Raw genomic sequence first — 22578 nt, forward strand, 5'->3', positions numbered from 1 at the left:
ACCACTAAGATCACTGGAGCTTCCAACCGGATTCGAACCGGTGACCTCTTCCTTACCATGGAAGCACTCTACCTACTGAGCTATGGAAGCATAAAAATGGCTCCGCAGGTAGGACTCGAACCTACGACCGATCGGTTAACAGCCGATTGCTCTACCACTGAGCTACTGCGGAATCGTAATAGTATTTTTATATTCCAACGACAAAACATAGTATAACTTTAAATCCACTTCAAATCAAATGTTTTTTCAAACTATGTCTTAGCGACTTTTTTATAGTAGCATGTTCCACTCATATTGGTCAAGCCTTTATCATAAAGTACTTTATAGATTGCGTTTCAAAGGGGATGTGACTTGAGAGCTAAACTACTACTACTCATTTTCGTTTGCACTGCCGCCGCCTTGATCTTTCCAAGCATACCCGGCTCTGATTCCTTGAAATCAGTTTTCAGGTTGACGGACGAGCCTCATGAAGTCATCGTTAGGGGGATGTCAGGTTCAGCATTGACCATCAATATTTCCTTCGGCGATAAGGAAGTGGAGCAGCTGATAAGTGAATTGAAGGCTCCTTATCCTTTACTTCTTCTTGATATGGATTGGGCAGATCGCTTTCCAGAAATTGTACAAATGATCAAGAAACGTAATATTCCAACCGGCCTATTGGGACATGAAGGGTTGGAATATGAACAAAACATCCCTCTTCTCATTAAGCAGTTAGAGAAATACGAGGAATTATTTGGTTCAAAGCCATTATGGTTTAGGACTTCGGATGAGTTTTTCCCCCAATCCTTACGTAATGCACTTTGGGACACGGAAGTGAATGCACTTGGTTCAACTGTGCAATGGAGCACCGGTGAACCTCCGCCTGTCCTTGAGGGAGAGATCCTTTCAATACCGCATTTCCGTGAAGAGCGTATAACTTTAGCGAATTTAAACAGGCTCAATGAAACCCGACAGTATAAATCCTTGGAGGACGTTCTGTTTAATATGTCGATCAAGACAAAAAAGATACCAGAATGACCAAAAGCGGAGAGCGCCTAACGACCGAAGCTATACGATGAATTTTCAAAAGCACAGCTTCCCTAAACAAAGGGAAACTGTGCTTTTGTCATTTTGCTTTCGCAGTTTTCATATTCGCTTTCTTGCTTTCTTTCGGGAATCAAGCTTTGCTTTATCCTCGTCCGATTGACGGTTGTATTTAGGCAACATTAAAATTTGATAGGCATTTACTGCAAGAAGCGGGAATAATAGAATTGTCACCCACGAATCAATGTTTCCTGAACGCACCATCAATGCCGGTAACCATTCGAGAGTTGTTATGACAATCATAAAAAATAATGCTGAAATCAACGTGTGCTTTTTCGTCCATTTCGCTTTGAAATAAGCAGTCAGAATAGAGACTACAAGTAACGAACCTAACAATGTCAGATATAGAAGAGTACGTCCTGTATCACCTGCAGACAACTTGAATCTGAAAAATACGAGGTCGAAAAGAACAACTGCAATAATTAATAGCTGGACCCAATTCCATAACGTCAACGATTTAAACAAATTGACCCCAAATTGGTGTACTGTCAAATAAGCGAAGAAGCCCATTTGTGCAACGACACTCATTGTAAATCCAAGAAAGATCATCCAAATAAAAGCACCTAAAAACTCCAAGTACTCTCCGTTGGATAAATATTGCGAGAAAAATTCCCAACGAACTATCAACCCAATGATACCCGTGACAATTCCTCCGATTAACAATGCATTAAAAAAGAATTTTACCCAATTTCGTATGGTCACGATAGTGTTCCCCCGTTTTCAATTGCTTTTTATAGTGTAACAACGTTTTGTTGAAAAATCTATTTAGTTGAGCATCCAATGCATATTCTACCCTATTTTGTGAACAATAATTGAAAATGCAATCGGAAGGGAAATTGATTCCATGACAAAAAAATGGGTTCATTTACTATTAGTTGCCATACTCTTATCGGGTTGTAGCATGCAGCAACAAAGTCCGAATTATGATGAAATGAAGAAAATGATGACAGATGCATTGCAGACCGAGGATGGGAAAAAGGCTATTCGAAAAATGCTTGGTGAAACAGAATTTCGTGAATTAATTGTGTTGGAACAGCCCGAAGTGAAGAAGTCAATTGAGGATACTTTATTATCGGACAAGGGCCAGGAATTTTGGAAGCATGCTTTTGAAGACCCGAAATTTTCGGAGACACTTGCAAAAAGCATGAAAGATCAACAACAAGATATTATGAAAAAATTAATAAACGATTCTTCATTTCAACATGAAATGGTGGAGTTTTTCGGCCAACCCGATATGCAAAAGCAACTCGAGACAATCTTGCAATCAGCAACAATGAAAAAGCAGATGGAGAAATCTATTGAAGAGACCATTAACAGTCCGTTACTAAAAGCAAAATGGCAGGAATTGATCCTTAAAGCCGGAGAGGTTGCCCCTACGGAGAAAAAAGGTGGGGAATCCGGTGGCGGTGGCGGCGGTGGCGGCGGTGGTGGCGGTGGCGGAAAAGGAGGAAACGAAAGCGGAGGCGGAGGCAAATGACCTCCATCTCCGCTTTTATTTTTGTGTTTTATCTATAATCGCTTGTGCAATTTCCGCATAGGTCTGCCCGATCGGATGGTCCTGCGCATAGACCGAAGGTGCGAAATCAGTTTCACTCCAATCCGGTTGACCAAGTGGGATTTGCCCTAATAGTTCAGTACGTAATTCCTCGGCAAGACGTGTTCCTCCGCCTTGACCGAAAACATATTCCTTCTCTCCAGTCGTTTTCGACTCGAACCAAGCCATGTTTTCGATGACGCCTAAAATCGAATGATCTGTTTGTAACGCCATCGCTCCAGCACGTGCGGCTACGAAAGCAGCAGTTGGATGCGGAGTCGTAACAACAACTTCTTTTGAAGAAGGAATCATTTGATGGATATCAAGTGCAACGTCCCCCGTTCCTGGCGGCAAGTCAAGAATTAAATAGTCAAGCGGGCCCCAATCTACATCACGGAAGAATTGGTCAAGCACTTTCCCTAACATAGGTCCACGCCATACAACAGGTGCATTGTCTTCCACGAAGAATCCCATGGAAATTACTTTTACACCAAAACGCTCGACCGGTATAATTCGGTTTTCTTTTATGACAGGCAACTCGGTGATACCCATCATATCCGGCACACTAAAGCCATAGATATCTGCGTCAATCAAACCAACCTTTTTACCAAGACGGGCAAGTGATACTGCTAAATTGACGGAAACGGTGGATTTACCAACGCCACCCTTCCCTGATGCAATGGATATGAATTCAATATTATTCAATGGTGAGAGCAGATCCTGTGCCTCCGCTTCAGTTGCGGTTCCACGGAATTTCTCAAGTGCTGTAGGTGGTAGCTGTTCAAAACGGATACCAACCGATTCAGCGCCTGCAGCTTTGATGACTTCAACCACTTTCATCTGTAAACTCATTTGCTCCGCCGTGTTGACTTTGGCGATGGCCAATTTTACACTGACATGCTTCTTCTCCGGTTTAACCGATACGCTGATAACACCATCAGTTTCCGCAAGTGTTCTATGTAAAAACGGATCCTTTAACTCGCCTACAACGTCACGGACAATTTGTTCATTTATCAATTTGGCCACTCCTTAGAGGTTTATTCGATCTCCTCTAAGTATACCATAGTGAGCACTTCACAAAGACAGTATACGATTTCAATTTTCATCGGATAGGTGAAATTGGATTATCCCCTCAACGATAGCATCTGCTACTTTCAACTGGTAGGCCGGATCAGTTAAAAGCGAACGTTCCTCCGGATTTGAGATAAATCCAGTTTCGATGAGAACAGAAGGCATCGGCACCTTCTTCAGTAAATATACTCCTTTTATCGCCAACGCTTCGCGGTCCGTGTTCTTTAAATTATTTCGGAAGGAGCCTTGAATTGATTTAGCTAACAGTTCTCCGCCGGGGTGCCCTTCAGCATGGTAGAACACTTGTGAGCCTCTCCATTTTTCTTGTGGAATCGCATTTACATGTACGCTCAGGAACATATCTGGGTCTTCCTCAATTGCAATGGTTTCCCGAAGCTTTAAATCTGCAAGCTTGCGTTGCCGGATCGAACCGAACTTTTCACCCGGTGCGTGTTCAGCCAACGCATCCCCTTCCTTTTCACGCGTCATCACAACCATTGCACCCTTCTTTTCAAGTTTCTTTTTTAACTCATGCGCAATTTTCAATGTGATATCCCTTTCAATTACATCGCCGACAGATGCTCCCCCATCTAACCCACCATGACCCGGATCAATTACGATTTTCAAGCCGCCTAACTGCTCGGGCATGAAAAACCCACGGTCCGAAGCCTTTACCCCGTAAATAACTACAAGCAATGAGGTTGCAAATAATAATCCGATGATTAGCCAACGCTTCAAATTCCACACCGCCTTTTTCCACACTATACGCAGAAGTGGGCCAAGATATGAATACAAAAGCGGAGGGTGGCGGTTAACAGCGACAGGCATAAGGCATTCAAGGAAGGCAGTCTAAGTTCGCCACCTCCTGTGGCAACGACTGCATACCCGCATCCTTGCGGGCACGAAACGGCGCTTTTTGCCGTGTAGCAGATATGACTTATGACCCGAGCTGTTGCCACCCGGAGTCTAGACGTGAACTAATAAAAAAAGGAAGCCACCAAGGCTCCCTACTATCCAAAGCTTATTCAACTTCTCCGTGCCAGTCCAGCATGCCGCCGATCATGTTAGTAACGTCGTAACCTTGTGCCTCTAAAAACTCACATGCCCGACCGCTACGTCCGCCTGACCTACAAATCATAATATACGACTTTGATTTATCGATTTCGTCCATACGTTCCGGCAACTCACCAAGCGGGATATGGACAGCCCCTTGAATCATGCCTTGCGCCACTTCATCATCTTCACGAACGTCAATCATGTTAAGATCCGCGCCATTTTCCAATTGTTCCTGTAATTCATCTGTTGTTAGTTCTTTCATGTGAACTCCTCCTTGTACTCGCTTATCCCATCTTAAATAAGAGCGTAGGGTATAGTCCAGCACTTTGATTTTGCCTTGTATCACTTAAGAAAGTCCCCTCTCAGCCAATCAACATCCCCGCAACAGCTGCACTTAGAAGATTAGCGAGGGTTCCCCCGATGATTGCACGCAATCCCAATTCTGCAATATCTTTTCTTCTTGAAGGAGCCATTCCGCCTAAACCGCCGACCAACATAGCCAGCGCCGATAGATTGGCAAAGCCGCATAGTGCAAAGGTGATCATTGCAACGCTTTTATGTGAGAGATTTCCTATTTCAGGCGCAAAGGAAGTGTAGGCAACGAATTCATTCAATACAAATTTCTGCCCAATAAACGAACCTGCTTGTAATGCTTCATCCCAAGGAACTCCGATTAGGAAGGCAAGCGGGAAGAAAAGATAACCTAATATCTGTTCAATTGTGAGTGAAGCGTATCCGAAAACTCCACCAATCGACCCGATTATCAAATTGGCTAAATAGATGAGTGAAATAAATGCGAGTAACAGTGCACCTACGCCAACCGCGATTTTTAATCCATCCATCGCCCCGCGAGATGCTGCATCGATAACATTTCTGGACTCCTCGTCTTTCACCATTTGAACATCTTCAGCTATGTTCAATGGTTCTGTTTGAGGTACGATGATCTTCGCAAATAATAAGCCCGCTGGCGCACCCATGAAAGCCGCAGCTAACAAATATTCTATAGGAACGCCTAACAAGGCATACCCGCCTAACACAGCACCCGAAACGCAGGCCATCCCCCCTACCATTACTGCAAATAACTCTGATTTAGTCATTTTTTCAATATAAGGCTTGACGACTAATGGGGCTTCTGTCGGTCCTAAAAAGATATTGGCAGCTGCTGACATCGATTCGGTCTCACTTGTCTTAAGGGCTTTTGCCAAAAGTCCGCCGACCATTTTCGTCGCAAACTGCATAATTCCTAAATAGTAGAGCACCGCTATTAAGGAAGCAAAGAAAATGATGATTGGTAGCACTTGGAACGCGAAGGTAAATCCTACACCTTCTACACCAAGGATTCCTCCAAATAAGAACTGAATCCCCGCATTGGAAGAGTCGATCACTTTTTGAACAATTCCTGAAACGAATTCCAAGATTTTTCTTCCGAACTCCCATTTCAACACCATAAAACCAAAAATGATTTGAATCGCTAATGCGCCAAAAACAGTTCTTGGATTAATGGATTTACGAGCTGTTGATAAGCACCATGCAATCGCTAAAATCCCAATGATGCCGCAAATTCCCCAGATGTATTGCATAGTATCTCTCCTATCGTTAATGAATGAAGACTTTCACACATTACATTACTTCGAGTTTTCTCCGCTCACTTGCTTCGCCAATTCCGTAATGTAATCGAAGAAGGCGTTGCGATCCACATCGTAAACAACATTGACCGGTCGTCCATCAGAAGTTTCTACGGTACGTCCCTGACTTGGCCCATCTGGAACTACGATGCTATTGACTGTTTTCACTTTTACAAGTTCTGTTTTCCCAATGAAAGCAGTCGTTAAAACATCCCATAAATAGTACGTGGAATTTGTTTTAAAGTGAACGAGCGGTGGTACCATCGCATAACATTGACCAATAAAATCTACACCGATATAGCTACGATCCATCGCCCACCGTTCGCGCACGTCCAACGTTAAAGGCACCTGGTTTGTACTTTCAAGCGCGACTAAATCAATTTCGATATTCGTCTTCCATACCTTTGCCGCTGCTTCCGGATCCCAAAACACATTCCACTCCGCTGTTCCATCGTGCTCAGGCTCATGAACATTTCCATCCTCTCGGAAAGTGCCGCCCATAAAAACAAGTCTTTCAATTTTATCTTCAATATCCGGTGCTTCGTCCAATGCACGGGCAAGGTCCGTAAGCGGACCAGTGAAAAGTAAAGTCGTCTTTTCTGAAGTGTTTCGAATTGCATCGATCATATGTAGATGTGCCGGCTTTTCTGCTACTGGTGTAACAACATTCCCGGACTCATTTAAAATCGGCAGGGCATCAACCAAAAACGCATGCATTCTCCAGTCTTTTGGAAATGGATTTTTCCCACGCGAATTTGATGCAGCGACATCAAGATTGACACCATTCCCGAAGCGATCAATAATTTTCCGACTTGCAAAAACAGCTGGCTCTAAATAACAATCCGCTGGAATTACAGAAACACCCGTCACTTCGACATTATCCATACGAAGCAATATGAATAACGATACAAGATCGTCTACTCCGCCGTCATGATTAAAATAAATCGGTTTCTTTGTCATTATCACAATCATCCTTTGTGCCAAAATATATTTGAATTGATATTGGATAGTCTCCCGTTATTAGTGGATGGATATTCATTTAAATTCGGTGTTTCTTTCCTATCGAACATATTTATCTTAAAAAAAGAAGTTGCTATTGCAAAATCAATGCAATAGCAACTTCAATTCCCCCAACTGATCTTTGCGCTAAAAGATGGAACGTCTCAATTAAGAAACAGCTTTTAACCCTGTTACACCAATAATTATAACCATCAAGCTTATTATACGCCACAAGCTCTTTGACTCATTGAAAAAGATCATATTTACTATTACAGCTGCAGCCGTTCCTACACCAATCCAAACAGCATACGCAACACTTACTTGGAGATAATTAAAGGAGGCATAAAGAAAAACAAAAGCCCCCCCAAATCCTCCGAAAAATAGTGAAGTATTAATAATCGATTTCCTTTCATTGAATCTATTTATACCAATAACACCAATCAATTCAAGTATCGCAGCAATAAAAACATATATCCAGCCCATATTAAGCGACTCCTTCTTCTGATTTTACATCTGTATTCGACGTATTATCCGCAAGATTCAAAGCGATAACACCAAAAACGAGTAATACGATAAAGAATCCTTTTTTCGCACTAAATACTTCCCCAAAAATAAAAATATCCATAAGAGTAGTACCCACTGTACCAGCTGCTGCAAAGATTGCATAAACAGTACCTGTTTGTAAGTTCTCACATGCTTTTGAAAGAACAAAAAAGTCTACGATAATAATCGTGACAATAATAGCCCAGTGCCACCAAGCATCGGCAACATTGAAACCATAAATCCATAGTAATTCGAATAAACAAGTCATTAGTACATACATCCAAGCTCTATTCATATTGAATACCGTCCTTCTAAGTTTAGTATTGAAATTTTATATTATGAATGAATGTCAGTCATTAAAAAGGGAAAAAGAAACGCTACCGGTAAGCTCCTATAGCGTTAGCTACAAATTTATGTAACTCATTTTTATACCTAATTATGGAGTCTTCATCTAAATGATCGTATAGATAAACTTGCTCTGCTACCGATTCAACTGACCCTATAATAATCTTCGCAGTAAATTTAGTGTTCACATCGGAATTAATTGCTTGTGCTTCCTTTCCTCTCTGCAACAAATTCTCCACCCAATTATATAAAGGTGCATAGATTTCTTCCCAGCTACCTACATACTGCGTTTGGGTTAGTCCTGTGTAAATTAACTTCGTAAGCACTTTATATTCATTTGTTATTTTAAATATTACATGAATAATGTCTCCAATTTGCTGATCAATCGGACCATCCTTAACCTCACTTGTTAAACCCTCTAAAATTTTACGAACCATCAATTCTGCAATATCTGGCATAACGGCTAACTTAGAATTAAAATACAAATAAAATGTACCTTGAGCAATGCCTGCCTTCTTAACAATTTCAGAGATAGTCGCTTTTTCAATGCCTTTATCGGAGAACACATCAATCGCTGCTTGAATAATTCTTTCTCTTTTATCCACGATAGTAGAGCCCCCTTAATATGACTGATTATCATTCATTATCATAACAAGTCTTTTAATTATTATCAAACTACTAATTAGCTGTTCCCCTTGTGAAACACATGTAAAATAGACGTTAACTTTTATTTAGTCAACGTCTATTTTACTTAAACATTTAAGGTACGATGACCTGATTAAACTAATTCTCCAGCCGCTTTGACACGCACCCTTGTTGCGTTTCCTGGAAGGTATGCAAGTGGTACGTCTTCGATGTCAACAATAATAAGGCTTTCTTTATTCGCACCTGCATTTATCGCTACATCCATTGCTTCTTCCTTGGCTGCTTTCAAAGCATTTTCCCTACCAATTTCATCTATTAAGTAGATTTTTTCAATCTGACCGCTAACTTGAGAAATTGCAGATCCAATAGCATTTGCAACACCAGAATTCTCAGGACGAAATACCCCGGAAGCACCTTTTAATTCTTTTGGAAAGAGTACACTTCCCCCACCAACTAAAATAACCGGCATAGGGTTTGCACTTACCTTCATCTTATCAATTGCTTCTTCAACCATTTCCACCATTTTGTTATACACTCGTTGAAGTAATTCCTTATCCAAATGCGCTACATTAGATTGGTCACCAAGTTCGACTTTTCCTAATGCAACTGCTACATCTGTTGTCGTTAAAGTATTTCCACCAAAAATCATCGCCTCTTCAGGTAAGCGATAGCCTACGCTATCTGGTCCAATTGTAAATTCTCCATTTTCTTCGATTCGGACAATTGTCCCCCCACCTAAACCAATTGAAACTAAATCAGGCATACGGAAATTTGTACGCGCCCCACCAATCTCAACAGCTAAAGAAGACTCTCGTGGGAATGAATTCACTAAAATTCCTACATCTGAAGTTGTCCCTCCGACATCGACAACAATTGCATCTGTTAAATCACTTAAATAGGATGCACCTCGCAAAGAATTCGTTGGGCCACAAGCAATGGTGAAAATCGGATACTTTACTGCATATTCTACAGACATTAATGTACCGTCATTTTGACCGAAGAATACCTTCGCATGGATTCCTTCATTTTTTAGTGCTTGAATAAACCCATCTGCGGCTGTTTTCGCTACTTTTATAACAGAAGCATTCAAGATGGTGGCATTTTCTCTTTCTAATAATCCGACAGAACCGATTTCTGAAGATAACGAAATTGAAATTTCGTCACCTAGTATTTCCGTACATATCTTTCTTGCCCGTTCTTCATGTTCTCTAGAAACTGGTGAAAAGACTGATGTAATCGCAATGGAGTCTACTTTTCCTTTTATTTCATTTGCAATTTGATACAAATGTTCTTCATCTAAAGAAACAATTTCACGCCCATCAAATTCATGCCCACCACGTACAAGATATACATATTTTCCGAGTGCTTCACGAAGCTCATCTTGCACACCAGTCAATGGTTTTACTGCTAAAGTAGCAGGAGCACCTATGCGGATAACCGCAATTTCATTCAAACCTTTTCTCTCAACAATGGCATTCGTACAGTGTGTAGTTCCAAGCATGGCATAGTGAATCTCTTCCCTTGGAACATCTGCACTTGCAATTACTTTATGCATTGCATTATAAATACCTGTTGCGACATCGACCGTTGTAGATGATTTCGTTTCTGAAATCACCTGATTATTTTCATCTAATATTACAGCGTCTGTGTGTGTTCCACCTACATCAATTCCGATCCGATACGTCCCCATTATTTCTCCCCTCCTTTATTTGCAAGTTCTTCAACTGGAATATAATCAACATCATAGCCAAAGTATCTTGGACCAACCGTTTCAAGACCCTTTTCTGTACGCCATTTCGGATGGGACGGAATTCCGATAACAACACATCTTGAACCATAACGGATTCCTTCTGTTGTAATTGGAATGCCAGTCTCTGAATCTAATACAGCAATTAAATCCGGTGTCACGCAAAGTAGCTGTTTGTCTGTTTGTGCAAGTAAATGTTCATTTTGGAAACGTAGCTTTAGAGTTTCATCCTTATATTCGTTTATTCCTTCAAATACCGCTACCCCTTTTGCAAATCCTTTTTCCGTTTTACGATTAATATCAGTTACTTTCCCTTGAAACAGTTCAAATCCACCGACTGTTTTTAGTACTTCATGAATAGCATTTACATTATTCACTTTCGCAAGGCGAATTGTTTTTCCAATCTCTTCTTCCAGCCTTAAGATGTGAGGGATACCACTTTCTTTTAAATTTTTCCCCCTCATGGAATACATGGCATTCATAACGGATCCACCCATTTGAATTGTAGCAGCACGAGCAATTCGTTCTGTCCAAACATTATCTATGGTTGATAACAACGCTGTATTTCCTTTTTCATCAGCAATGACAGCAGGTGTCGCTGATATACCATCTAAATAAAAAGTGACCATCTGCAATTCTGGAAAAGCCCTGCCCATCCCATCTGCATCTACAACGGGCAATCCTAATCTTGCAGCAAGCGCGAAAGGAAGCATGGAGTTTAGCCCACCAGCTTCAATTGGAAATGTCGCATAAACCTTTTCTCCTAAATATTCTTCCAGTTTTAGAAAGGCCTCTATCGCCTCTTCACCACTAGGAATTTTCTCAAGCATTACGGTAGGTGCTCCCATCATGGAGGAAGGTACAACTAAAGCGTCATCAGGAACTTCATCCGGATCTAATACCGTTACTGGACCGAACTCTTCGATCGCTTGTAACGCCATAAGCTTTCCAATATAAGGGTCGCCGCCCCCACCCGTTCCAAGTAGAGCTGCACCAACTGCGATATCTTCAATCTCCTGTTTTCCAATTATCCTCATTTCACCAAACCTCCATTAATTGTATTACCTATACAGTTTTTCCTTCGTTCTTTCTGATATTAGAAGAATTCTTTATTAGTAATGCGCCAATATAATAAACAACTCCACTAACTAAAAGTGAATTAATGGATGGAATACCTATGTTTATTGTATAACCAGCAGCAAAACCAGCTATCCAGGCAATCATCGTAATCGGGTTCATCTTCCCAATCGCTGGCAATTCACCTTTTTCACGTGTTTCATCTAATTCTTTTCGGTTCGTTTTCAAGATGAAATACTCGACTACCATAATTCCTGCGATTGGTGGAACAAGTACACCAAGGAAAATAAGGAAACTTACAAAGTAGTCTATAATCCCAATAATCGATAACACTGTACCAATTACTCCTATAACAAGAGTTACTTTTCCTCGGTTAAGTTTCAAGTTGAATAGAGAGTCAAAAATATTTGTAAATCCTAATGAGGAAGAATAAAGATTTAAATTATTAATTTTCACCGTGGATAATACAACTACAAATGCTCCAAACCAACCAGCAGTTTGCACCATAATATTAACAATGTCGTTTGTTCTAGCGGCGAGTGCAAGTAATACTGCAATCATATTAATACCAAGTTCACCAACGAGAATACCTATTGTCGCCATCCAAAAAACGTCTTTACTACTTTTAGCAAACCGACTAAAGTCCGGTGTAATGACAGCACCAATAATAAATCCTCCTGCAATCATCGTTGCAGCAGCTCCCATTGTTAACACATCACCAGCTGGGGCAGCAGTTAACAAATCAGTAAACGAGTAGTCACTCAATACGTGATAGATACCAAATCCTACTGCTAATAGGAATGCAGGGACTGTAATTGTTGCGGTAATACTCAATAACTTAAATCCAAAGATAACCAGTAGCGTAACACCTAATCCTGTAATTGTTGCAGCTAAAGGAAGTGATAATTTACCTTCAGTTGCCTGCACAATCCCTTCTGCAAAAACTGAATTCTGAACGCCAAACCAGCCAATACAAGCAATCGCTATAACAGCTCCGATAATACTGGATCCATATCGCCCAAAACCTGTATACCTTGACAACAGACTTGTTGAAAGTCCTTCACGTGCACCAGCATAGCCTAGAAGAAAACTAATGATTTGTAGGATGATACTACCTAACACTGTTGCCCAGAATGCTTGCCAAAATGTCATGCCATACCCCAAGGTTGCACCTAACATAAACTGGCTAATGGTTGCTAATGCACCAACTCGTACAATGGTAATGCTCCATAGGGATTGTCGTGCTGTCATCGGCACCCTTGTTAAAGAATAATCATCTCCAATAGTTGCTTTCGCTTTTGTTGTGCTTTCCATTTTCTTACCTCCTAAATTTGGATGATTATTATATGCCGATAAACTTTTGTTCGGGTTAAAAGCAAAAGAAAGTTATGTGCCTTGAAGAGTTTTTTTATTCTGACACTTGTAAATAGAAGTGTTTACTGTATTCCTCATCATGCTTGATACTACCGAATGTATTTTTCATTCAGTTCTTCGAATAGTACATGAATTATTTGATTTGCGAGTACTTCCTGTCCCTTTAGATTTTCATTATCGTATAACTTAATTCCCCAAAAAACACCATTACCAATTAGAATGAATTTTTCTACGATACGATCCATATCCGATGATGATATATTTGGATATTCGCTTTTTAGAAGTGATCCAAGTATGTTCACAAGCCATTCGTTATAACGAAGCATGTGGTTATTCAAATACTTAGAGATTTCCACTACTGGAGATGTAACGAGTGAGATATATGCATCCGTTCCTTCCATATCGCCTTTATGGTGAGAAATAATTCCCTGTATCATCGCTGTAAAAATTTGCTCAACAGGCCTGTCCCAATTATCTTTTAATATCAGCTCCATTTTCTCAAAGTGATTATCTAATAATTGTTTAAATGCAGCTACAAATAACTCTTCCTTATTTTTGAAGAAAAAATAAATTGAAGGTGGCTTTATCCCAACTTCATCAGCAATTTTCCTCATCGTTGCTCCATGATACCCATGTAAAGCGTATTGTTTTATTGCTGCATTTATCAAATTCTTACGGATGCTTATCACCACCTAACAAATGTTAGGGTTAATTATATGTGCAAAATTTATTTGTTGTCAACGAGTTTTTTAACAATTTCAGTAACATAAATATTGTTAAAAAACTGGATAGGTGGAACTATCCCTGTATTTAAGCATATGAATTCGCTTACAAAGTTTTAATTAAAATCCTAAATTTTATCTTAAGTTTCAATAAAATTGTAAATAAAGTGATTCAACGAACCAAACAAACGATGGATTATTGTTGAGGTAAACTTTAGGGTAGAAGTTGGAAGGACTTAACAGAACAGGCTGAAGAGGAATTTTAGTCTGAGTAGTAGATATAGACTTTTTGAGGAGTTTTAAATAAAACCATAGGTATAATAGTATCAATAAATTTGTAATTAGTGGATGAACTATAAACATCTGCCACCCTTAAAATTAAAAAGGCCCTTTCCACATAAGTGGAAAGAGCCTTGAAACGTAGGTATATTAACGTTTTGAGAACTGAGGTGCACGACGTGCGCCTTTAAGACCGTATTTTTTACGTTCTTTCATGCGAGAGTCACGTGTTAGCAAGCCTGCAGCTTTCAATGGTGCACGGAAGTCAGGGTCTACGTTAAGTAGAGCACGAGCTACGCCGTGACGGATTGCGCCTGCTTGTCCTGTGTATCCGCCACCGTGGACGTTTACATGGATGTCATAGCTGCCAAGTGTTTGAGTCGCTACAAGTGGTTGTTTGATCACTTCGCGAAGTGTTTCGAATGGTACGTAGTCTTCTACGTCACGGTTGTTGACGACGATTTTGCCTTCGCCAGGAACGAGACGTACACGAGCTACTGAGCTTTTACGACGGCCAGTGCCGATATATTGTACTTGTGCCAAAGGTGTTTCCTCCTCTTAATTATCCACGAAGCTCGTATGCTTCTGGTTTTTGTGCCGTATGTGGATGTTCCGCTCCAGCATAGACATGAAGTTTCTTGATAGTTTGACGACCAAGAGGGCCTTTTGGAAGCATCCCTTTAATCGCAAGTTCCAACATTTTAGTTGGGTAGTTTGTACGCATTTCAAGAGCAGTACGTTGTTTAAGACTACCTGTATAGCCTGAGTGGCGATAGTAGATTTTATCTTTTAATTTATTCCCAGACAATTGGATTTTTTCAGCGTTGATGATGATGACGTGGTCACCAGTGTCAACGTGTGGTGTGAACGTAGGTTTATGTTTGCCGCGCAAAATCGCTGCAACTTCAGAAGCAAGACGACCAAGCGTCTGTCCTTCAGCGTCGACAACGAGCCATTTACGCTCTACTTCGTGACCTTTAGCCATGAATGTTGTACGCATGTATTGTTTCCTCCTAAAAATATCAATCTGTTCCGTTGTTTTCTCTATCCCTAAACACAAATAAACTTTCCGGGGCTTATTGTGGGGTTATTGAAATACCATTAATCATCTTACACCGAATACGCTCGCAAGTCAAGCACTTTCCTAAAAAACACCTGGAAAAGTTGGCTCAGTCATCATACGTGACGTTCATCAAGTACAAACCGTGTGCTGGCGCTGTTTTGCCGACTTTTTTCCGGTCCTTCGCCTCAAGCATTTTCTCCATATCCGATGGCTCGTTCCATCCGATGCCAACTGCGAAAAGCATGCCTGCAATCGTACGTACCATATTGTAAAGAAATCCATCGCCTTCAATCGTCATGATCAGCTCTTCACCCTGCTCAACGACTGTTAGTTCACGTACAGTTCGAACTTTACTTGCAGTCGCTGTTTTTGAAGAGCAAAAGCTTGTGAAATCATGCGTCCCGATAAAATACTTTGCAGCTTCTTTCATTCTTTCAATATCCGGGCTCCACTTACCAAGGTGAACGACATAATTCCGTTCGAATGGACTTTGAATCTCACTCGAAGACCATTTGTACATATATGTCTTTCCTGTAGCGGAATACCGGGCGTGGAACTCATCATCCACAAATTCCACATCAACAACCCTTACATCCTTCGGTAAAAGAACATTCAGGGCCATTCGCCAACGGTCCGGAGCCAACTCTAATGGCGTATCAAAGTGAATTACTTGTCCCCATGCATGTACACCGGCATCAGTGCGTCCACTTGCAACTGAATAGATGGAATCGTCCTTGTGCAGTTTTACGAGCGCTTTGTCGATTACAGATTGTACAGTCCGCATATTCGGTTGGAATTGGTAACCTGCAAAATTTGTACCATCATAAGCAACCGTAGCTTTTACCCGATTCATATCAGCTTCCTCCTCTCAGCCAAACGAGAGCGGTAACCAAAACAAGAAAAATGATAATAACCAATGTATCGCGTCCTTGCCAATTCAACTGGCGATACCTCGTCCTTCCTTCTCCACCGCGATATCCACGCACTTCCATCGCAATCGCAAGATCTTCCGCCCTTTTGAACGCGCTGACGAATAAAGGAACAAGGAGAGGTACGACAGCCCGGATTCTCTCCTTTATCGTCCCACTCGTCAAATCTGATCCACGCGCTAACTGTGCCTTCAAGATTTTATCCGTTTCATCCATCAAAGTAGGAATGAAGCGTAATGAAATCGACATCATTAACGCCAACTCGTGGACGGGAACTTTTATACGCTTTAAAGGATTCAATAAAGTCTCCATTCCGTCCGTTATCGATATAGGTGATGTCGTCAACGTTAAGATCGTTGTCATAAGCACAAGGACAAGGAAGCGGATTGAAATGAAAATACCTTGTCGAACACCTTCTTCATGGATTTTCAAGAATTTCAAGTCCACAAGCACTGGGCCTTCCTTCGTGAAAATGAAGTGCATGAGAAATGTGAAAATAATCAAGAAGAGGATCGGTTTTAACCCATTCAATAAAAAATAAAGTCTAATGCGTGAGATGAAAATAACAAGCAACGTAAAACCTAATAATAATGCATAGGTAATTGTATTATTCGCCATAAAGACTGCTATGATAAACAGAAAAACGAATAGGAGCTTAGACCTTGGATCCAATTTATGAACAAATGAATCTCCAGGTACATATCTTCCGAAAATCATCTTTTCTAACATTATCGCTCACCATCCTTCAGGGCGGCAGCAATTTCAAAAGCAAGTTGTTCCTCGGTTAACGCTAATTTGTCTAACGGCTGGCCGATCAGCTTCTCAAAATCACGCTGGAACGCCACAGAACGCGGCAACCCAAGTCGGAAGGTCTTCAATCGCTCAGCATCACTGAACACATCTGCTGGCGTCCCAGCCATCACAGAGCGTCCCTCATGCATGACAAGTATCTGATCCGCATACCTTGCCGCATCCTCCATACTATGCGTGACAAGTATTGTTGTCAGACCTTCTTCCTCATGTAATTTATTGAACAGCTCCATAATTTCCTTCCGTCCGCGCGGGTCAAGTCCTGCCGTTGGTTCATCCAAGATTAATATGGATGGTTTAAAAGCAAGGACTCCCGCAATCGCAACTCTACGCATCTGTCCACCTGATAGGTCAAACGGCGACTTTTGCGCAACATCCTCAGGCAATCCAAGTAATTTGATCAATTCATGAGCACGACGTTTTGCCTCTTCAGCAGGAACCCCAAAGTTCATCGGACCAAACATTATATCTTTCTCAACCGTTTCCTCAAAAAGTTGATGCTCAGGGAATTGAAAAACGATACCGACGTGTTTGCGTATTTCTTTCAATTCTTTTGCCTTCGTACTAGCTGTAATGTTTACATCTCCAATACGAACTGTTCCCTCGCTTGGTTTAAGAAGGCCATTTAAGTGAAGAAGCAATGTCGATTTACCTGACCCTGTGTGTCCTATAACAGCTGTATAGGAGCCGGATTTAATAGAGGCATTCACTTCCTTCAACGCCCGCTTTTCAAATGGTGTTCCAAGTGCATATGAATATCCTACTTGTTGCAGTGAAATGTCCATAGTTCATTCACCAACTCTTCTTCAGTCGTATGTTCACCTTGTATCGCAATGCCTTCCTCACGCAGGAACCGGGACAGCCTTGATGCGAAAGGCAAGTCCAACCCAATTGCCTCAAGCTCATCGCCATGAGCAAAGATTGCTTCGGGCTTCCCACTCATCATCATCTTTCCATCATTCATGACAATGACCTTGTCAGCCAACAGCACTTCTTCAAGATCATGTGTTATCGAAATAACCGTGAGTCCAGTTGTACGTTTTAATTCATCAACGACCTTAATCACTTCATCCCGGCCCTGCGGATCAAGCATCGATGTCGCCTCGTCTAAAATAAGAAGTTTTGGTCGCATAGCCAGCGCGCCAGCAATTGCTACACGCTGTTTCTGACCACCTGAGAGGTGATGGGGTTCATGATCCAGAAATCCTTCCATATTTACCTGAGCGAGTGATTCATGGACCCGTGGCACCATCTGGTCATACGGAACGCCGTTATTCTCGAGTGCGAATGCAACATCGTCCTGAACGGTCGACCCGACGAACTGATTATCCGGATTTTGAAAGACGATTCCGATTCGGGAACGAATATCCCATAAGTTATCGACGTTCAGCTCTTCAAGAAAAACATTCAACTTTCCGTTTTCCGGAAATAGTAGGCCAATCATCAACTTCGCTAACGTCGATTTTCCTGAACCGTTGTGTCCAACAATCGCAATCCACTCCCCTTCCCAAACGGTGAAGCTCACTTCATCAACCGCTTTTCGGGGCTCTCCCTCTTCAGATTCATATGTATAGGAAACATGATCCAATGATAAAATTTCTTTCACATCATTCACCTCCAGAATGCTACTATTATGTATAAAAATCATGAATACTACAATAATTCGTGAGTATAAATAAAAAAAGCGCGCACCTCATCCGAAGAAATGCGCTCAAATCTATTCTGATGCCGGGTGCTCAATCCGGATCAGCGGATGAGATGCGTAGAGCTAGACCGAGCGGCTAAACCGTCGATCGTAACACTCAGCTTTTAATATTTGTCGTATAAATGAAAAGGGTGTGGCTGTGCGTATGCCAGACACACCCTCAATTGTTGTGTTTAATTAAACTAATTCGATAACGACAACAGGTGCTCCGTCTCCGCGACGAGGTCCCATTTTCAAGATACGTGTGTAACCGCCTTGGCGATCCGCGTAACGTGGTGCAACGTTATCAAATAGTTTTTGAATAGCAAAGATTTCCTTCTCGTTGCCTTCTTCATCAGCAGTAGTAACTAACTCACGACGAATGAATTCAGCAGCTTGACGACGTGCATGCAAGTCACCGCGCTTACCAAGAGTAATCATCTTTTCAACAACAGAACGCAATTCTTTCGCACGCGCTTCAGTAGTTTGGATACGCTCATGCACGATAAGGTCTGTCGCTAAGTCGCGAAGCATTGCTTTACGTTGTGAACTTGTACGTCCAAGTTTTCTGTAACCCATAGAAGTTTCCCTCCTTCAATCTAGTTGTTTAATCTTCCGAGCGCAACTCAAGGTTCAACTCGTCCAATTTCGCCTTCACTTCTTCAAGTGATTTACGGCCAAGGTTGCGCACTTTCATCATTTCATCCTCGGACTTGTTTGCAAGTTCAAGTACAGTGTTGATGCCTGCGCGTTTTAGGCAGTTATAAGATCTGACTGATAGATCAAGTTCTTCGATAGTCATCTCAAGAACTTTCTCTTTCTGGTCTTCTTCTTTTTCTACCATTATTTCAGCAGTTTGTGCCTCGTCAGTCATGCCTACGAAAATATTCAGATGCTCCGTCAGGATTTTTGCTCCGAGCGAAACAGCTTCTTTCGGACCGATGCTACCATCTGTCCAAATATCAAACGTCAACTTATCAAAGTTTGTACTTTGACCAACACGAGTATTCTCGACTTGGAAATTGACGCGTGAAACTGGAGTGTAAATAGAGTCGATCGGAATAACACCAATCGCAAGATCCTCACGTTTGTTCTGATCAGAAGGTGCATATCCTCTACCACGGACAGCATACATGCGCATGCGTAAATGGCCGTTTTTGCCAAGTGTGGCGATTTGAAGTTCTGGGTTCAATACTTCGACATCACTATCATGAGTAATATCAGCAGCAGTGACTGTACCTTCACCCTTCACATCTATTTCAATCACTTTCTCATCATCTGAATAGATTTTGAGAGCAAGTTTCTTCACGTTCAAAATAATTGTTGCTACGTCTTCGACGACACCTTCAATTGTTGAGAATTCATGAAGTACTCCATCGATCTGGATAGATGTCACGGCAGCTCCTGGCAACGAGGAAAGAAGAATGCGGCGCAAGGAATTCCCTAAAGTATTTCCATATCCACGCTCCAACGGTTCGATAATAAACTTACCGAATTTGGAATCTTCACTGATCATAACTGTTTCAATCTTCGGTTTCTCAATCTCGATCATTCATTTACCCTCCTTCAAAACGTCTAGTATATAGGCCGTTCCATATTGAAATCGATTATCAAGTTGATAGCATAAAACAATCACACAATTCATTTTTACCAAAAATTGTGCTTTTCAATCAATTGGAGAACAAACCATTATACACGGCGGCGTTTTGGTGGGCGGCATCCGTTATGTGGAACCGGAGTTACGTCTCTGATTGCAGTCACTTCAAGACCTGCAGCTTGTAGTGAACGAATAGCAGCCTCACGACCAGCACCCGGTCCTTTAACAGTAACTTCCAAAGACTTTAAGCCGTGCTCCATAGCTGCTTTAGCAGCTGTTTCAGCAGCCATTTGTGCAGCAAACGGAGTCGATTTACGAGAACCTCTAAATCCTAGTGCACCAGCACTTGACCATGAAAGTGCATTACCATGACTATCAGTGATCGTTACGATTGTATTGTTGAACGTCGAACGGATATGTGCAATACCAGTTTCAATATTCTTTTTCACACGACGTTTACGAGTTTGTTGTTTACGTGCCATGTCTACGAAAAACCTCCTTTACCTATTATTTCTTCTTGTTAGCAACTGTCCGTTTAGGACCTTTACGTGTACGTGCGTTGTTTTTCGTGTTTTGACCACGAACAGGCAACCCACGGCGATGACGGATTCCTCGGTTACTTCCGATTTCCATCAAACGTTTGATGTTAAGGGAAGTTTCACGACGAAGATCCCCTTCAACTTTCAAGCCGTCCATTTGCTCACGGATTTTATCAAGTTCTGCATCAGTTAGATCGCGAACGCGAGTTTCTTCAGAAACACCAGCATTAGCAAGAACCTTTTGTGCAGTTGTTTTACCGATTCCAAAAATGTATGTCAATGAAATGACTACGCGCTTATCGCGCGGTACGTCTACACCAGCAATACGTGCCATATAGATAGTGCACCTCCCTTTGTATTAGCCTTGTCTTTGTTTATGTTTTGGATTTTCACAGATTACCATTACTCGGCCGCGTCTGCGAATAACTTTACATTTTTCACAGATCGGTTTTACAGATGGTCTTACTTTCATCTTACCCAACCTCCTTCAATATTCCGGAGTTGCAAAAGTTTCATTTGAAACGGTATGTGATACGACCGCGTGTTAAATCATAAGGTGAGAGTTCCATCGTCACTTTGTCACCAGGCAGGATACGGATAAAGTGCATGCGGATCTTGCCAGAAACATGCGCAAGAATCGTATGACCATTTTCCAACTCCACCTTGAACATTGCGTTCGGCAACGTTTCGACTACAGTACCTTCAACTTCAATTACGTCGTCCTTCGCCATCAATCCTGTCTCCCTTCTATATCCAATAAAGGTTTTAACCCTCGAGCGGCAGCAGTCGCCTTCAAAGCTTCCTTCAACATATGTCCGGATTGCATGAGTGATGTTCGAAAGACGTCTGTCACACTTCGTTTCCCGTAAGTCAGTCCCCGACTTTTGTTGTGGAAAATCGTATCGGAAAAGACACAAACGACAGGTTTGCCGTTGTTACATTCCATACTGGCTACACGGTTCCGGACACCATATACATTATACTCACCGAAGCGAGCATATGCATTTCTGACGTCCCGAAACAGTGCCACTTGTGGATTATCACCAGTTCCTATACCGGGCACCATATGCTTTTGCAGCTCGTTAATTATACGCTCTTTCCGTGCAATAATGCGATGCTGCCCACTATATGGCGTGCATGAATTGCGTCCGGAAAGGATCACTGAGCACTCTCTTGTAAGATAGCGTCCAGATCTTTGAAAACATCATTGATGTCTTTTTGCCCATCTATGTTCGTCAGCACGCCTTTCGCATCGTAGAAAGCCAAGAGCGGTGCTGTTTGATTCATATTTACTTCCAGACGGTTCGTGACAGTTTCCGGATTGTCATCCGCTCGCTGATAAAGTTCCCCGCCATCCTTATCGCAGATGCCTTCGACCTTAGGTGGGTTGAATTGCAAATGGTAGGATGTGCCGCATACTTTGCAAATTCTGCGACCGGTCAATCTTGCAATAAGTTCATCTTTTTCCACTTTGATGTTGAGGACATGCTCAATTTTCCGCCCCATATCCAAAAGCAATGCATCAAGTGCTTCAGCTTGAGGAACTGTACGAGGAAAACCATCAAGTAGGAATCCATTATCACAATCGGATTTGCTTAGTCGTTCACGAACAATGCCAATTGTAACCTCATCAGGAACAAGTGCGCCTTGATCCATGAACGATTTTGCTTTGACTCCAAGTTCCGTGCCTTCCGAAATCGCAGCACGGAACATATCGCCTGTAGAAATATGAGGGATTTCGTACTTTTCGACAATTTTATCTGCTTGTGTGCCTTTACCAGCACCCGGCAGACCCATTAATACGATATTCATACGTCTTGCCCTCCATCCTTGTTCCGAAAAGGAATTTCCCACCT

Annotated in this window: 29 protein-coding genes and 2 tRNA genes; 2 read left to right on the forward strand and 29 right to left on the reverse strand. The window is 41.7% G+C overall.

The window, feature by feature from the left end:
* Positions 1-14: 14 nt before the first annotated feature.
* Together P5G49_RS03210 and P5G49_RS03215 are read right to left on the reverse strand one after the other, a co-directional pair.
* Positions 15-90, reverse strand: a tRNA-Thr gene (locus P5G49_RS03210).
* Positions 91-97: 7 nt separating this feature from the next.
* A tRNA-Asn gene (locus P5G49_RS03215) sits at positions 98-172 on the reverse strand.
* 179 nt (positions 173-351) lie between these two features.
* Here P5G49_RS03215 and P5G49_RS03220 point away from each other — a divergent pair.
* Positions 352-1017, forward strand: coding sequence for a polysaccharide deacetylase family protein (locus tag P5G49_RS03220; protein WP_301242029.1), 666 nt, complete (start codon positions 352-354; stop codon positions 1015-1017).
* A 108-nt stretch (positions 1018-1125) separates the two neighbouring features.
* Here the strand turns inward: P5G49_RS03220 and P5G49_RS03225 are convergent, their stop codons facing one another.
* On the reverse strand, positions 1126-1785 hold the full coding sequence (locus P5G49_RS03225; protein ID WP_301242030.1) for a KinB-signaling pathway activation protein: 660 nt from the start codon (positions 1783-1785) through the stop codon (positions 1126-1128).
* A gap of 142 nt (positions 1786-1927) precedes the next feature.
* Here P5G49_RS03225 and gerD point away from each other — a divergent pair, with 142 nt between their 5' ends.
* Positions 1928-2560 carry a spore germination lipoprotein GerD gene (gene gerD / locus P5G49_RS03230; protein WP_301242031.1) on the forward strand — a complete coding sequence of 211 codons (633 nt, stop codon included), beginning with the start codon at positions 1928-1930 and terminating at the stop codon, positions 2558-2560.
* Positions 2561-2575: 15 nt separating this feature from the next.
* On the opposite strand, the gene P5G49_RS03235 is transcribed toward gerD, so the two are convergent.
* The 26 genes from P5G49_RS03235 to P5G49_RS03360 all read right to left on the reverse strand — a co-directional run bounded on the left by P5G49_RS03235 (position 2576) and on the right by P5G49_RS03360 (position 22534).
* The gene (locus tag P5G49_RS03235; RefSeq protein WP_301242032.1) at positions 2576-3634 is read right to left on the reverse strand and encodes an Mrp/NBP35 family ATP-binding protein; all 1059 of its coding nucleotides are present in this window, start codon (positions 3632-3634) and stop codon (positions 2576-2578) included.
* Positions 3635-3712: 78 nt separating this feature from the next.
* A complete protein-coding gene (locus P5G49_RS03240; RefSeq protein WP_301242033.1) occupies positions 3713-4426 on the reverse strand; it encodes an N-acetylmuramoyl-L-alanine amidase in 714 nt (237 codons plus the stop codon).
* A 283-nt stretch (positions 4427-4709) separates the two neighbouring features.
* Positions 4710-5006, reverse strand: a complete 297-nt coding sequence (locus tag P5G49_RS03245; RefSeq protein WP_301242034.1) for a rhodanese-like domain-containing protein — start codon at positions 5004-5006, stop codon at positions 4710-4712.
* A 100-nt stretch (positions 5007-5106) separates the two neighbouring features.
* Complete coding sequence (locus tag P5G49_RS03250) at positions 5107-6324, reverse strand: NupC/NupG family nucleoside CNT transporter (RefSeq protein WP_301242035.1); 1218 nt, start codon at positions 6322-6324, stop codon at positions 5107-5109.
* Positions 6325-6369: 45 nt separating this feature from the next.
* Positions 6370-7329, reverse strand: coding sequence for a nucleoside hydrolase (locus P5G49_RS03255; RefSeq protein WP_301242036.1), 960 nt, complete (start codon positions 7327-7329; stop codon positions 6370-6372).
* A 207-nt stretch (positions 7330-7536) separates the two neighbouring features.
* Positions 7537-7851: a DMT family transporter gene (locus P5G49_RS03260; protein WP_301242037.1), complete on the reverse strand. Its 315-nt coding sequence runs from the start codon at positions 7849-7851 to the stop codon at positions 7537-7539.
* A gap of 1 nt (position 7852) precedes the next feature.
* Positions 7853-8206, reverse strand: a complete 354-nt coding sequence (locus P5G49_RS03265; RefSeq protein WP_301242038.1) for a DMT family transporter — start codon at positions 8204-8206, stop codon at positions 7853-7855.
* A gap of 82 nt (positions 8207-8288) precedes the next feature.
* Positions 8289-8861 (reverse strand): TetR/AcrR family transcriptional regulator, encoded by a 573-nt coding sequence (locus tag P5G49_RS03270; protein WP_301242039.1) that lies wholly within the window; start codon positions 8859-8861, stop codon positions 8289-8291.
* Between the two features lie 173 nt (positions 8862-9034).
* Complete coding sequence (locus P5G49_RS03275; protein WP_301242040.1) at positions 9035-10591, reverse strand: hydantoinase/oxoprolinase family protein; 1557 nt, start codon at positions 10589-10591, stop codon at positions 9035-9037.
* Positions 10591-11685, reverse strand: a complete 1095-nt coding sequence (locus P5G49_RS03280; protein ID WP_301242041.1) for an S-methyl thiohydantoin desulfurase family protein — start codon at positions 11683-11685, stop codon at positions 10591-10593. Before P5G49_RS03280 ends, P5G49_RS03275 begins: the two co-directional genes overlap by 1 nt.
* A gap of 28 nt (positions 11686-11713) precedes the next feature.
* Complete coding sequence (locus P5G49_RS03285) at positions 11714-13039, reverse strand: purine-cytosine permease family protein (protein WP_301242042.1); 1326 nt, start codon at positions 13037-13039, stop codon at positions 11714-11716.
* Positions 13040-13188: 149 nt separating this feature from the next.
* The gene (locus P5G49_RS03290) at positions 13189-13791 is read right to left on the reverse strand and encodes a TetR/AcrR family transcriptional regulator (RefSeq protein ID WP_363322154.1); all 603 of its coding nucleotides are present in this window, start codon (positions 13789-13791) and stop codon (positions 13189-13191) included.
* 459 nt (positions 13792-14250) lie between these two features.
* Positions 14251-14643, reverse strand: coding sequence for a 30S ribosomal protein S9 (gene rpsI / locus P5G49_RS03295; RefSeq protein WP_301242043.1), 393 nt, complete (start codon positions 14641-14643; stop codon positions 14251-14253).
* 19 nt (positions 14644-14662) lie between these two features.
* Entirely contained in the window at positions 14663-15100 is a 438-nt protein-coding gene (gene rplM / locus P5G49_RS03300) for a 50S ribosomal protein L13 (protein WP_301242044.1), read from the reverse strand.
* 169 nt (positions 15101-15269) lie between these two features.
* Positions 15270-16016 carry a tRNA pseudouridine(38-40) synthase TruA gene (gene truA, locus P5G49_RS03305; RefSeq protein ID WP_301242045.1) on the reverse strand — a complete coding sequence of 249 codons (747 nt, stop codon included), beginning with the start codon at positions 16014-16016 and terminating at the stop codon, positions 15270-15272.
* Between the two features lies 1 nt (position 16017).
* Positions 16018-16821 carry an energy-coupling factor transporter transmembrane component T family protein gene (locus P5G49_RS03310; RefSeq protein ID WP_301242046.1) on the reverse strand — a complete coding sequence of 268 codons (804 nt, stop codon included), beginning with the start codon at positions 16819-16821 and terminating at the stop codon, positions 16018-16020.
* Positions 16821-17687, reverse strand: a complete 867-nt coding sequence (locus tag P5G49_RS03315) for an energy-coupling factor ABC transporter ATP-binding protein (RefSeq protein ID WP_301242047.1) — start codon at positions 17685-17687, stop codon at positions 16821-16823. Before P5G49_RS03315 ends, P5G49_RS03310 begins: the two co-directional genes overlap by 1 nt.
* Positions 17663-18508, reverse strand: a complete 846-nt coding sequence (locus P5G49_RS03320) for an energy-coupling factor ABC transporter ATP-binding protein (protein ID WP_301242048.1) — start codon at positions 18506-18508, stop codon at positions 17663-17665. The genes P5G49_RS03315 and P5G49_RS03320 overlap by 25 nt, the downstream gene beginning before the upstream one ends.
* A gap of 276 nt (positions 18509-18784) precedes the next feature.
* A complete protein-coding gene (gene rplQ / locus P5G49_RS03325; RefSeq protein ID WP_301242049.1) occupies positions 18785-19165 on the reverse strand; it encodes a 50S ribosomal protein L17 in 381 nt (126 codons plus the stop codon).
* A gap of 28 nt (positions 19166-19193) precedes the next feature.
* Positions 19194-20138: a DNA-directed RNA polymerase subunit alpha gene (locus P5G49_RS03330; RefSeq protein ID WP_147057420.1), complete on the reverse strand. Its 945-nt coding sequence runs from the start codon at positions 20136-20138 to the stop codon at positions 19194-19196.
* A gap of 137 nt (positions 20139-20275) precedes the next feature.
* A complete protein-coding gene (rpsK, locus tag P5G49_RS03335; protein ID WP_239430248.1) occupies positions 20276-20665 on the reverse strand; it encodes a 30S ribosomal protein S11 in 390 nt (129 codons plus the stop codon).
* A 25-nt stretch (positions 20666-20690) separates the two neighbouring features.
* The gene (gene rpsM / locus P5G49_RS03340; protein WP_283733660.1) at positions 20691-21056 is read right to left on the reverse strand and encodes a 30S ribosomal protein S13; all 366 of its coding nucleotides are present in this window, start codon (positions 21054-21056) and stop codon (positions 20691-20693) included.
* Between the two features lie 24 nt (positions 21057-21080).
* Positions 21081-21194 carry a 50S ribosomal protein L36 gene (gene rpmJ, locus P5G49_RS03345; RefSeq protein WP_076758849.1) on the reverse strand — a complete coding sequence of 38 codons (114 nt, stop codon included), beginning with the start codon at positions 21192-21194 and terminating at the stop codon, positions 21081-21083.
* Positions 21195-21234: 40 nt separating this feature from the next.
* On the reverse strand, positions 21235-21453 hold the full coding sequence (gene infA / locus P5G49_RS03350; RefSeq protein ID WP_060203457.1) for a translation initiation factor IF-1: 219 nt from the start codon (positions 21451-21453) through the stop codon (positions 21235-21237).
* Entirely contained in the window at positions 21453-21884 is a 432-nt protein-coding gene (locus P5G49_RS03355) for a hypothetical protein (RefSeq protein WP_301242050.1), read from the reverse strand. Before P5G49_RS03355 ends, infA begins: the two co-directional genes overlap by 1 nt.
* Positions 21881-22534 (reverse strand): adenylate kinase, encoded by a 654-nt coding sequence (locus P5G49_RS03360; protein WP_301242051.1) that lies wholly within the window; start codon positions 22532-22534, stop codon positions 21881-21883. The genes P5G49_RS03355 and P5G49_RS03360 overlap by 4 nt, the downstream gene beginning before the upstream one ends.
* Positions 22535-22578 lie beyond the last annotated feature (44 nt).

Origin of the sequence: Sporosarcina highlanderae, assembly GCF_030433715.1 — a bacterium.
Lineage (GTDB): Bacteria > Bacillota > Bacilli > Bacillales_A > Planococcaceae > Sporosarcina > Sporosarcina highlanderae.